The 13,328-nt window shown below is 41.8% G+C and carries 10 protein-coding genes; 2 read left to right on the forward strand and 8 right to left on the reverse strand.

Translation table 11 applies throughout. From position 1 onward, the window contains the following. Positions 1-21 precede the first annotated feature (21 nt). The 5 genes from FN809_RS18070 to FN809_RS09470 all read right to left on the reverse strand — a co-directional run bounded on the left by FN809_RS18070 (position 22) and on the right by FN809_RS09470 (position 6,556). Entirely contained in the window at positions 22-147 is a 126-nt protein-coding gene (locus tag FN809_RS18070; RefSeq protein WP_262709420.1) for a hypothetical protein, read from the reverse strand. Positions 148-151: 4 nt separating this feature from the next. Then, positions 152-2,011, reverse strand: a complete 1,860-nt coding sequence (locus FN809_RS09455) for an APC family permease (RefSeq protein ID WP_142533278.1) — start codon at positions 2,009-2,011, stop codon at positions 152-154. 384 nt (positions 2,012-2,395) lie between these two features. After that, positions 2,396-4,693 carry a multiheme c-type cytochrome gene (locus tag FN809_RS09460; protein ID WP_142533279.1) on the reverse strand — a complete coding sequence of 766 codons (2,298 nt, stop codon included), beginning with the start codon at positions 4,691-4,693 and terminating at the stop codon, positions 2,396-2,398. After that, positions 4,693-5,154 carry a QcrA and Rieske domain-containing protein gene (locus tag FN809_RS09465; protein ID WP_142533280.1) on the reverse strand — a complete coding sequence of 154 codons (462 nt, stop codon included), beginning with the start codon at positions 5,152-5,154 and terminating at the stop codon, positions 4,693-4,695. Before FN809_RS09465 ends, FN809_RS09460 begins: the two co-directional genes overlap by 1 nt. 115 nt (positions 5,155-5,269) lie before the next feature. After that, positions 5,270-6,556, reverse strand: a complete 1,287-nt coding sequence (locus tag FN809_RS09470; protein WP_142533281.1) for a cytochrome b N-terminal domain-containing protein — start codon at positions 6,554-6,556, stop codon at positions 5,270-5,272. A gap of 145 nt (positions 6,557-6,701) precedes the next feature. On the opposite strand from FN809_RS09470, the gene FN809_RS09475 reads away from it, so the two are divergent. Further along, positions 6,702-8,585, forward strand: a complete 1,884-nt coding sequence (locus FN809_RS09475) for a YgiQ family radical SAM protein (RefSeq protein ID WP_246095556.1) — start codon at positions 6,702-6,704, stop codon at positions 8,583-8,585. Positions 8,586-8,614: 29 nt separating this feature from the next. Next, positions 8,615-9,355 carry a DUF4197 domain-containing protein gene (locus FN809_RS09480; protein WP_246095558.1) on the forward strand — a complete coding sequence of 247 codons (741 nt, stop codon included), beginning with the start codon at positions 8,615-8,617 and terminating at the stop codon, positions 9,353-9,355. Between the two features lie 272 nt (positions 9,356-9,627). Here FN809_RS09480 and FN809_RS09485 read toward each other — a convergent pair whose 3' ends face one another. The 3 genes from FN809_RS09485 to FN809_RS09495 form a co-directional block, all read right to left on the reverse strand. Then, positions 9,628-10,467: a LytR/AlgR family response regulator transcription factor gene (locus FN809_RS09485; protein WP_142533282.1), complete on the reverse strand. Its 840-nt coding sequence runs from the start codon at positions 10,465-10,467 to the stop codon at positions 9,628-9,630. A 424-nt stretch (positions 10,468-10,891) separates the two neighbouring features. Further along, positions 10,892-11,833, reverse strand: coding sequence for a PKD domain-containing protein (locus tag FN809_RS09490; protein WP_142533283.1), 942 nt, complete (start codon positions 11,831-11,833; stop codon positions 10,892-10,894). A gap of 22 nt (positions 11,834-11,855) precedes the next feature. Next, positions 11,856-13,322, reverse strand: coding sequence for a SusD/RagB family nutrient-binding outer membrane lipoprotein (locus FN809_RS09495; protein ID WP_142533284.1), 1,467 nt, complete (start codon positions 13,320-13,322; stop codon positions 11,856-11,858). Between the last annotated feature and the right edge of the window lie 6 nt (positions 13,323-13,328).

Consider the following 13,328-nt stretch of genomic DNA (forward strand, 5'->3'; position numbering starts at 1 on the left):
GCCCATTTATATTAGGATTATTTATTGATCATTTAAACGCCATTCTCTCACCTCATCCCCTACTACCCTAATAAGGAGCATTCCAATCTGCACATCGGAAGCGTTGTTTTTATAACGGATTAGCAATACATTTAACCTCCACTTCATAATCTTATTTATACAATTTCCGTTGCTTCCACAGTGAAAGTACAACATCCCGTAAGCCTTCTTTATCCTCGGCCATGAACCTTTGTTTCCTTAAATCTGCTAATTCGGCAATTTCAACGATCCACGACACCGAGTGAAATTGAAAATTCCACTCATCAGGCGAATAGACAATAACAAATGCAGCATAAACAGGTATTGCAGTAGTGGAGAAAATCGTGCCTGTTCGATCACGAATCATTACCACCTCGAACTTATTATGTCCTTGAATAGGAATGGAAAGGCAAGCAACACCGGCATGTACAATTACCTCCGGTTGTTTTTCATGGTCTTGTATTTGTGCCTGCAACTTTTTATAACTTATTTTTAATTTATCGGCCAGTTCATCGGCCACAGCAACAGCAACTTCTTCTACCGATAAAGGAGTATTGAACTCTAATACAGGACAACGCTTTATAAATTTTAAAAATTTTTTCTCGGTAATATCATCTCTTTCCAATAGAATTTCTCTTAACTCCTCATCCAATAATTGATCCGTTTGCTGAATACCTGTTATCCTTTCCACAACATGAAGTAAAGCATATTCTCGCTTTATCTTACCTCTTGCATAAATAAAATACCAGATCAACGATCCCAACACAAAAAGTCCGACAATAAGCAAGGGGGCTTTACCCATTTCAAAAAGTAAAAATGAATACCCCACAATTCCCATAATTTGCATCCACGGATATAATGGAGATTTATATGCGGGTCTATAATGTTTCATATTGCTTTCGCGCATGAATATTAGCGCGATGTTTGCCAAAATAAACAATAACAATACCAGCGCCGAAGCTGTTTTTACAAAAGTATCCAGGTCGAAAAACAAAATGACCGTAGACATAAACAATCCCGTAAAAACGATGGCAATACCCGGGGTTCCGTACCGTTTTGTAATTCGTCCAAAAAAACTGGGGATAAGATCTTCCTTTCCCATCGCCAATGGATTTCGGGATGCAGCCAACAGCCCGGCATTTCCGGTTGATACAAAAGCCAATAGTGCCGCTACGCTCATCATAACTAATCCAAAATCACCCATTATTATACCACCACCAATTGAAATGGGTGTAAATGAAGAACTCAACTCTTCGGCAGGAACAACACCTATGGTAACAAAAATAGCCAAAACATAAAGTGTTGACACAATGCCCCAGGAATAAAACATTCCAAGAGGTAAGTTTCGACGTGGATTTTTTACCTCCCCCGCAATTGCCGCAATCTTGGTTGTACCTGAGAAGGAGATGAAAATAAACCCGGCCGTTGCCAATATGGAATTAATACTGTAAGTACTAAAAGGTGTAAAACGAGCCATTTCAACATGAAACAACCCATCAATGATATAGATCAATAGCGCAATTACAAGAATAAGTACAATCAGCACCTGAAATCTACCGGCCAGCTTAACACCTAACACATTTATTATTGTAAAAAACAGACAACATGCAACGGCAATCATTTTTATTTGCCATTCGGTGACCATAGGATTTAACAACAAAACAAATAGGCCAACCGCAAGTAATGAAAAAGCAGATTTAAAGGATAAGGAAAACCAACCTATAAACCCGGCCAGGGTGCCCATCAAGGGGCCCATACTTCTATCGGCGAAAAAAAATATACCTCCTGTTTTAGGCATTGCTGTAACCAGTTCTGCTTTTGTAAAAATGGTAGGAACCATAATTAAACTGCCGATAAGATAAGATAAAATCATAGATGGCCCCGTTTTGGCATAGGCGAGCGAAGGCAAAATAAAAAGTCCGGAACTAACCATTACTCCAGCCGAAACACAAATTACCTCTATTAAACTCAGAACTTTTTTTAGTTTTGCCATTTTTGGATTATTAAATAAAATTCAGGGGATGATAGCTTTATTTGCACATTCGCCGCCAGCGAAGGTGCTTAAGACATTGCGGTTTGCTTATCCAAGATAATAAAAAAGAGTTAAATGTCCGCATTACATTTAACCTGTATTATGCCTAAATTTTACAAATAAGACAGCTAAGGCCCATTCTGAATTGGCTGAATTGGGGATTAATCTTTATAAAAAAACACTTCCACTAAGGCAACTCCCCAACCAATGATAATAGAAGGTAAAAAAGGTACTCTGCGTATTTTTTATAATTTAAATCATTATTAAAAGCAGTACTTTCAAGCGTTAAGTAAATATGCTATCCATCATTGTAATGCGTGTTTCGGTAAATACACTGTAATAATCCTACTCTCCCAAAACCCTTTCTATCTGATCTCTATCGGGTACATTGGGAAACTTGTTTAAAATCTCCTTCGCTATTTTCCTCGACTTATGCACCTGCTGATATTTTACATATAAATTGAGTAGCGCCATATAATAACTAAGTTCGTTGGGATGGATGTCCAGGGCTTTTTTCAAGTAAGTTTCGGCATCTTTCCGGTTGTTTTGAAAATCGTACATCATGGCAATGTTGTACATCACACGTGCATTGCCGGGTGCATATCTGGCGGCTTTCAACAGGTATTCCATCGACTCATCATAACGCTGGCGCTCTGAAAGAAACAAGGCATAAGTAAATAGCGTGTTTCCGTCCTCGGGCATGTACTTCAAATAATCTTTAAGCAAAAGCTCTGTTTTTTGGTACTCTCCCTTACTGTTGTACAAAAGGGCCAGGTTTATCTTTATGGCATGTAGTTCCTTGTCCTGTTCTAATGCCTTTTTGTAAAATTCCTCGGCTTTGTCCAATTGCTTTTGGTTGTAATAAAAGTTAGCCAGGTTGAATTTGCCCGTGGGGAAATCGGCATTGTATTTTAAGGTTTCGAGATATTCCTTTTTTGCCTTTTCCAAGGGTTCCTTGTATTGGGCAGGAATTTGCCCCGCAGGCACGGCGTTTAACTTGGATGCACTCTCGATACGTATGGCTGCTGTTTGGTCGCTCAACATACTTAACACGGCATCCAGCGATTTTTGATCGTCCACCATAAGGTTTTGCAGGGCATTGTAACGGATATGACCGTTAAAGTTATGTAGCGCTTCCAGTAAGATATCCTTACCCCTTGCCTGATAATGCTGACCCAACAGGTGGATGGCGGTGGCACGAATTATTTCCGGATAGACCTCATCGTTATAAATATGTACCAACTGCTCAAAACCTTCTGCGCTGCCTGTTTGCGCCTCTTTAAAAGTGGTTCCGTATTGCGCAGGCCGACCTATGCCGTGCCATTTATTCACGTAATCGATGGCCCACTGCGTCGATTTATCGGCATGGCACTGGTTGCAGGCGTTGGGCGTTCCCAATGTTTGGGTCAAATCGGGACGGGGAACACGCAAGCTGTGGTCGTTACGGTAATCCACGCCCATATAAAACTGAGCCGGCATGTGGCAGTTAATACAGCGGGTGCCCTCTCCCACCTCAAACCGAACACCATCATCGGCAATAACGGCTTCGCCCGCTTCTCCGGCCGATTTATGGAAATGATGATTGTAGGTATCATAATCGTCGGCGCGATGACATTGGGTACATAGGCGGTTATCCTCGAACAGGCGCTTGGTACTGTGTACGTTATGGCAGTCGTTACATGCTACATCGCGCATGTACATCTTGCTTTGGGTAAAGGAACCATACACATAGTCCTCATCTAAAATTTGGCCGTCGATATGGTAGCTTTCGCCTATGGGCAAGTTGGGGATGGTATGATTGTAAATATCGGAGCTGTGGTTAAAATCGGAAACTGAACCACGGCGGGCATGGCACCGCACACAAAGATCCACATATTCTTTGTTATCGATTCCGCTGGTTTTCACCGTTAGCCCATAGTTGTTATGCTCGTCGCGGGCATAATCGGCTTTGGCCGCCCACTCTAAATGCTTGGATGCCGGGCCATGACAAGCCTCGCAGCTCACGTTGATTTCGCTCCAGGTGGTACGATACGAATCGTTTTCGGCATCGTAGCCTTTCACCAGGTTGGTGGAGTGGCAATCGGCGCACATGCCGTTCCAGTTCTGTGCCTGGTTAGTCCAGTGCAGCCAGTTGTCGCTCTCGATCATCTGATCGGTATAAATGGCCTCGGCCATATGGTACCAAACACTATCCTTCGAATTCCAGGTTAGCGGAAGGGTCTGCAACCTACCCCTATCAAATTCTACCAAATATTGTTGAAGCGGGTAATAGCCAAAGGTGTATTTTATTTGAAACTCTTCCAGCTTTCCGGATTCGCCATCCGTCTCCACAAAAAAGAGTCCGTCACGTGTATAAAAACGATGGGTCATGCCGTTGTATTCTATGGTCTGATCATTAAAATTACCCAACACGGTGGAGTCATTGGCATATTGCATGGCCAGGTCGTGGTCGGAACCCACCCATTGATTGTACTCATTCAGGTGACATTCTATACAGGTCTCTTTACCTACGAAGTGGGCTTTCTCCTGCTCCATGTTATCGTTACCGCTGTACGTACGAACCACCGTATAAACCGGAACCGAAACTAAGGCAATGATTAGGGCTATGAGGGTGATGCGTTCTATTTTGTTACGATTCTCCATTATGCGTAAGTTAACTGCGATTTTTCGAATGAGGTTCTTTTAACGGGTGTTTCCGTGTCGATAAAAAGCTCGCCCTTTTTTATAGTAATAGAAAATAAATCCAGGGGCCGCGTGGCCGGTGCCATCAGCACCTCGCCATAGCGATTGAACTGCGAACGGTGGCACGGACAATTAAATCCACCCGTTTCCAGATTGGAGTTAACCACACAACCCAAGTGGGTGCATTTAACCGACATAGCCAAAAACCCACCATCCTCAAAGCGTCGCAAAAAAAACTGTCCGGTGGCAAAGGGATAGGTCTTATTTTTTTGAAAAGAATCTACCCGTCCGGCGCTAAACAGTTCCTTTTCTTTATCTACATGCCCCACCTTGTTCACTCCGCCTTTAATTAAAAAGAGCGCTTCAATGGATGCAGCGGCTATTAGTATTCGTTTTATAAATTTTCTTCTATCGAATTTCATTGTTGTTTCTGTTCTGTAATTTTATAAGATTTTTATTTCAAAATCAACAAAACTCATCTACGGAATTACTGATTCAAAAACCAGAATAACATAGTATTTGACGTTTTTTTTACCACTATATTATTAAAAACATTCCCTTACCCCGTAGCAAAAGCGATATCAGCATCATCACCAGGTAGGAGGACAAGAGCAGGGTAGTAATGGCCATCACCAACTCTTCGGTTTTTGCTGCATGATACTTTTTCCAATACATCAAATAAGCAGCCATGGGCAGTGTGTATATTAAAAATGGGATAAGTCCCGTAGCCACCCAACTGCCCAGGGGAGCCAACCAAATATCAAAGTGCAAAAAATGTTCTAACAAATATATCAGCACAAAAGTAAATACAAAGGCCACAATAGCCGAATGAATAGTCATCCTTTTGCCCAAAGGAGAGTTGAACCAAACGCCGGTGTTTAAATGATCGTATTTAAAATAGGGCAAGTAAAAAAAGAAAACGGCGACGGATAGTGGCAGAATGACTGCACTAAAAACGGGATGCAGATGCAGCAGCAATTCCTGCGCTCCCAAAAAATACCAGGGCGCCTTGCTGGGGTTGGGGCTGTTGAGTGGATTGGCCTCAGCGAGCAATGGGGCATGATAAAACGCCGAGAACAGAAATATAGCGGCTATCACAATGGAGGCCACCATTATCTCCAACCAAATTAAATGGGGCATCACATTTACCTTTTCCTTGCTATCACTTTGGGGTAGAGCCACCCCGCCGGCTTTGCGAACCAGCCAAAAGTGCATGCTCATTAAAAATATAAACAGCAGGGGTAATATGCCTGTATGTAAAGTATAAAAGTTAAGCAGCGTATTGCCATCTACTACAGTGCTGCCCCGTACCATATTGGCCAGCGGATGACCCACAAAAGGTACATACTCAATTATTTGGGTAATAACCGTTACAGCCCAATAGGCCAGCTGATCCCATGGAAGCAAGTAACCGGTAAAGGAGGATACAATCACCATAAACATCAGGATGAGACCGTAAATCCAGTTCTCCGCTCTTTTTTTATAGATGGCCTGCGAGTAGTAGGTACGTATCATATGCAGGAACGCCACAATCACCATCAACTTGGCCGATATGTGGTGCATGTTACGGATAAACTGTCCATACAGGGTATTGTTTTGCAAGGCAACAACGGAACCGTAGGCATCCTGTACGGTAGGTATATACGAAAAGCGCAGGAGCAAACCCGTTAGTCCCAGGATAACGAAAAGTAGTGCCAGGATTCCGCCCAAACCAAAGGTACGGCTGAACTTTAAGGCACGCCTATCGATTTTTACCGGATGAAGGTGGAGGAAAAATTTTTCGATGGACGAGTGCATGCTCTTCCCCGCTTTATTATTTGTCATTACAGCAGCTATGTGGTTTCTATCTTGTTACAAAGAAAGTTAAAATGCTTTGATTTTGAAAGTAGAGGTAATATTTTCAATGCGCCTCATAACTCCATCTGTAATTCTCGAATTATCACTACCTTTGCCTACAAATAATTTTACCGTGCGATATAAAATAAGCGATTGGTTACCTACCACAGCAAAGGAGGTAAAGGAACGAGGATGGGAAGAGTTGGATGTTATACTGTTTAGTGGCGATGCCTATATCGATCACCCGTCATTTGGGCCGGCAGTAATAGCCAGAATCATTGAAGCAGAAGGACTTAAAGTGGCTGTTGTTCCTCAACCCAACTGGCGCGACGACTTGCGCGACTTTAAAAAACTGGGTGTTCCCCGCCTGTTTTTTGGGGTTACCGCAGGCAGTATGGATTCAATGGTAAATCATTATACCGCCGGTAAACGCTTGCGTTGCGACGATGCCTACACGCCCGGCGGCAAGTCTGGTTTTCGGCCCGATTACGCCTCGCAGGTATATTCAAAAATACTCAAAAAGCTTTATCCCGATGTACCCATTTTGTTGGGCGGTATTGAAGCCTCGTTACGCCGGGTTACCCATTACGATTATTGGAGTGACAAGCTGATGCCCGGCATATTAGCAACCACCAAAGCCGATATGCTGGTTTATGGTATGGGCGAAATGCCACTCAAAGAGATACTCCGTTTGCTGCAAAAAGGGGTGCCGTTTAAATCCCTCACCAACATAGCGCAAACGGCTTACCTGCACACAGATGGAGAGTTAACGCCCGACAAGAATTGGAAAGACCTGGAACTATCGTCGCACGAAGAGTGCCTGCACGACAAAGTAAAATACGCCAGGAACTTTAGGCATGTAGAAGAAGAGTCGAACCGATGGCAGGCCGCCAGGCTCATACAACCTGTGGGCAAAGCTAAAATAGTGATTAACCCGCCCTATCCGCCCATGAAGAGTAAGGAGCTGGATGCCTCCTTTGACCTGCCATACACGCGGTTGCCCCATCCCAAATACAATAAAAAAGGTACTATCCCGGCCTTCGAGATGATTAAGTTTTCGGTGAACATGCACCGGGGATGTTTTGGCGGATGCAGTTTTTGCACTATCTCGGCACACCAAGGCAAATTTATTGCCTCACGCTCCGAAAAATCCATTTTAAAAGAGGTAAGGCAAATAACACAAATGCCCGATTTTAAAGGTTACCTATCCGATTTGGGCGGCCCCAGTGCCAACATGTACAAGATGCAGGGCAAGGATTTAAAGATATGCGAGCGTTGCGCACGTCCATCCTGTATTTTCCCCAACATATGCTCCAACCTTAATACCGATCACTCTGCCATGACCGAAATTTACCAAAAGGTGAACAAGATGCACGACATTAAAAAAGCATTTGTTGGCAGCGGAGTACGTTACGATATGTTGTACAACAAATTGTGCAGCACCAAAGAACAACAAAGCCACAAGGAATACATGAAAGAGCTTATTACCCACCATGTGTCGGGTAGATTAAAAGTGGCTCCCGAGCACACCTCAAGCAATGTATTAAAGCTGATGCGCAAACCGGACTTTAAGCTTTTCCATAAATTTAAAGAGGATTTTGACGAGATAAATAAGGCCAATGATTTAAATCAACAGATCATACCTTATTTTATTTCGAGTCATCCGGGAAGCCGGATAGAAGACATGGCCAGCCTGGCCGTGGAAACCAAAGAGCTGGATTTTAGACTGGAGCAGGTGCAGGATTTTACACCAACGCCCATGACCGTTGCCACGGTAATCTTTTATTCGGGCATACATCCCTATACTTTAAAGGACACATTTACGGCCAAAACAAAAACCGAAAAGCAAAACCAAAGGGTGTTTTTATTTTGGTATAAACCACAATACAAAAAGACCATCGAAAGTTTGCTAAAACAGAATAATCAGCAAGCGCTTATCAACAAATTGTTTAGCAACAAAAAAACAAGAAATGTACTTTGCTCCAATAAAGAGTATATCTTCTTCCGAAAGAAATAAAAACAACCAACCCAGAAGAAAAAAACGTCATGATTAAAAAACTATTATTGGCTTCGTTTGTGGCCACCCTCCTTACGGCCTGTGCCGAGTTGCAACAGGTTATCAGCACCATGGAAACTGATGCACCCCTTACAGAAAACGAGATAGCCCAGGGATTGAAAGAAGCACTACGTGTTGGCAGCGACTCTGCCGCCAGTCGTTTGGCCATGACCAACGGCTACTTTAAAGATGAGATGGTGAAGATATTGCTTCCTCCCGAAGCGGATGTTATCGTAAAAAATGCCAACAAAATACCGGGTGGACAGAAATTAATTGACGATGTGGTACTGGGCATTAACCGGGCTGCTGAAGATGCGGCCAAAGAAGCCGGCCCTGTTTTTTATAAAGCCATCACTGCCATGACCATTACGGATGCCTTGAATATACTAAAAGGTGGAGATAATGCGGCCACAGACTATTTTAAGTCAAAAACCTACCAAAGCCTGTTCGACTTATACAGCCCCAAAATAAAAGCGTCTATCGATAAGGATTTAGTGGCCGGGTATTCGGCGGGCAACACATGGGATAGCATGACATCGAACTACAATAAAGTAGCCACCTCGTTTGTGGGCGAACTGGCCAACCTGAAACCGGTAGATGTGGAATTGGAAACCTACCTCACCCAAAAAGCGCTGGACGGCCTTTTTCTTAAATTAGCCGGCGAAGAAGAAAAAATAAGAACAGACCCCATGGCCAGAGTAACCGATTTACTGAAAAGGGTATTTGGGTAATACGCCAATTGAAGGTTTTATCCTGCTTTATGCCTGCTTTTTACGCTCTGTAAAAATAGGAAGATTTAATTTACAGCGAAACAAACTCAGAACAAACGCTTTTTTTGATCAGAACCAACTTTTGTGTTAGACCCATATCTATTTTGATGCTTTTTTATGGGTATCCCGATAAAAAAAGCGCCTTAGCTATTGTCTTTAAGCACTTTTGTGTGTTTTGGCCTGATAAACCTGTAACCGAGGCAGGACTTCAAACAACTCGTAACATCCTAACACTAACCTATATACGACTTAAACTGCTCATTGTAGGATTTAGATATGGGTAAAAACGTTTCGATATGGTTGAGTTTAAGTTTTAACTTTTGCCCACTCTTTTTAATCATCGCAATATTTTCTACATTAATCATATAAGAGCGATGGCAGCGTTTTATGGATTTCCCCTCAAGGAACAGTTCAAGTTTCTTTAAAGAGTTACGTATTAGCTCTTTTCGCACCCGGCCATCTGCTAAATAATAGATATCGACATAGTTGTCTGAAGAAACCAAATATAGTACATCGTGCGACAGGATGGACACTTTTACATTGCCATTCTCATCCGGAAATTTAATTAAAGTATTTTCCAGCTCATCAGGTTTTTGAGCACTTCGAAGTTCAATAATTTCGGTTCTTGATTTAAAAAGCGATAAAATAGATAGGGCAAAGCTATACGGCAAAACCAACGTAAAAAAGGCATATTTTAAATTAGATAAGTATTCAAATATATTCGTCCAAACACCTTCGACGTCATCGTAAATAATGGTGAGCAATAAGGTAAGCAACAGGATTTCAACCAGGGTCCACATCGCAAAATGCTTTACTGTAAACAAGGGAAACTTGATTACTTTTCGCATGATTAATTGTGAAAAAGAATAATATACACCACCAATAAAGCCCAATAGCACCAGTGCCAGGGTCTGGTTTCCTCCGGAAAAGATATACCAATCTTCGAGGTTAAAGGGCTTATAGATAGTTAAAAACAGAATAAGATAGGTGGTTATAAACAACACAAAAAACAACCTGTCTTTAAAAGAGTCTAATAAATCAAATGGCTTATTCAGAAAGCGATTTTTTTGCATTTAAGTAAAGTTTACCTGTATTAACTCAATATGGTGGCTATAAGAAAACGCTCTGTTGCTTCAATACTCTTTCTTAGAAGCCCTATTTACCGACAAATTTAAACTTTACTATTTAAAAAGGAAATCTGCATCAACCATTTTAAAAAAACAGCTCCGACCATTTTTAAGGGGTAAAAGGAAGGTTATCGACTCACGATTTTCATTAATAACTCATTATCAATGAACACAGAGACACAAAGACGCAGGATCATTTATTTTTGTTTTAGGCAGGGTGTTGCTATTAAAACTTTTCACCGTAAAATTCCATGTATATCAGAGTCGTTGTGCTTCCTATTTTTCCTTATCCCCTTTTAAGCAGGCTACACAAAAAAAAGAGGTAAAGGAAATATCCCTTACCTCAAAAATAAATAAGCTTACAAAATTATTATTTCGCATAAAATGTTAAATGCACCAGGTTTGTAGGCTTGCTTGGATCATCTTGCGATCCGTGAAGCGCAATTGCCACATGCAAATGAGTTTCCGTAATTTCTTTAATAATAACAACAATTGAATATTCTTTAAATCCGAAATACTCATTCAAAACCAATTGCTTTTTACCCTTGAATGTTTCCGTAAAAGCGGAGCCATCATTCACATTTATCGCATCTACGGTAAAATCGTCCTCATTTATCGACCATACCGCATCTTGTTTGGGAGAATAAACCAAATCCATAAGCGGAACCAAGTCCGGCTGGGAACTAATGCCAAGCACATCGCCACCTTCGGTGAAAGGGGTAAGGTTGAACAATCCGCTTACATTGGCATAAATCATCGATACCAATGTCCCGCCATGGAAATCAGCATTATCTACTTTATATTTCCCATCATGATAAAAAGTATAGGAATCTTTGTAGCCTTGAAACAAGCCAACCCACTCCAATAAACGGTCGTCCTGATCCAGGGGCAAGTCAATGGTCAAGCTATTTTTCACCTGTCCAATACCATCTTTTCCACTATGCGCAAAGTCTAATAACCATGTTTTACCACTGGATGCTGCAACACCCCCTGTCAATAAGTATTCGGTTGTTGGAAGCGTTGTAATCGTTTTTGTCTGGCTATCTGCTCCCCCATCTCCGGCAGCTGTAAAAGTTACCTCATAATCACCCGGCTTATCATAAACGTGTGTAGGGTTTTGCTCGTCACTTGTATTGCCATCGCCAAAATCCCAACTATAACTGCTTGCATTGGTAGCAACACCAACAAAAACAACTTCAATGCCATCCACTGAGAATTGAAAATCAGCGATAGGAGCCACGGCATCCTCTTTACCACAATGTACCATTAACATGCCCAATAGCATCAGGCCTAAGATTCTAAATGTTTTCATAAATATAGTATTTTGTTAATAATTATTTACTCCACCAAAGTGGGGTGTCAATTTTATTGGGTCCCTGACGATCGACTGCTTCTTTTACATTTTCACCATTTGCACTTAATTCAAATGACGAATACTTAAAGCGTGAAGGCAGGAATCCATTGGTTACTCCAGGGGCGAGTTCCGGTGCTGTTCTTTGCTCTATTACAGGAAATCCTGTACGACGAATATGCGACCATGATTCAAAAAAGTTTGGGGTTATACATATCCACATTTGATTGCCAATTTGTTCTTCCATTTGATAATCTGAGCCGGACAAGTTGCCCATACCCGATGCCAGGTAGGCTTGTGACAAATCACCATCCACCTGCCATTGCTCCATTGACAGCTCAATAGCTTTACGGTAAGCCGCATTGGCCTTTACAACATCCCTATTAAATACAAGGAGTGCTTCGGCCTTTAGCAACATGGTTTCGCTTGCCGTCATCAAATACATTTTACTGTCCTTTGACGAGATCATGTGGCCCATATCTGATTTATTTTGAAAATCTGACTCGCCAAATGCAAAATCATTAAGGCCGTTTAATTGGCCGGAATAAGCACCGTATCCATCTTTCGCTGCAAATACTTCCAAGCGGGGATCATTGGTTGATGCCAGCATCGATACAAACTTATCGGATACTTTAATCTGGGGGAATACTGTTTTTAGCAAATACCATGGGTTTCCGGCATCTTCGGTTTCAATCATCCATGCATCGTGTTCAACCTTATCCATCAAGGGCAATTGCAAGCATTGCTGTGCAATAGCTGCCGCATTATCGGGAGCTGCATTGCGCATACGCATGGCCAGCCGCAAACGAATGGAGTTGGCAAACCGCATCCATTTATCCATATCGTTGTGAAACAAAAAATCTGCATTTTTAAAGCCTAAATCAGGATTAGCACTACCAATAGTAGTAATACTGGCAGTTAGTCGGTCGATCATATCGTTGTAAATATATTCCTGACTATCGTATTTAGGCGTGATAATTTCATCCGCTTTTCCCTTTCCCCCTTCGGTGTAGGGTATGTCACCAAAAGCATCCGTAAGCTTTACAAAACCCAGTACGGAAACAATGTCGGCCAACGTATATCGCAATTCGTTTTTCCGTTCTCCTTTTGCTGTAATTTGCAATACCTCCTCAATATCTTTGATGATCAATAAGTATAATTTAGAACTTATTTCATTATAGTACACATCAAATCCATCGCCATATAAATCCGGCTTGCGCGGATCGCTTCCTGCAACAAAATAATGCGCATATTGCCCCGAGAAGCGATACACCGACAGATCGCTACTACTTATAAAGAGTTCGCGTAAAGATTTGGCAAACAAAGCGGATTCATCTATTTCAGTAACTGCATTGGGATTTTCGTAAGCATCTTCTAGTAAGTCTTGACACGCAAATAAGCCCATTGCGAACAGTGCCATAGCCAAGGTTTTATATTTTAAAAATATCATGGTTTC

The sequence above is a fragment of the Saccharicrinis carchari genome (assembly GCF_900182605.1).
GTDB classification, from domain to species: Bacteria; Bacteroidota; Bacteroidia; order Bacteroidales; family Marinilabiliaceae; genus Saccharicrinis; species Saccharicrinis carchari.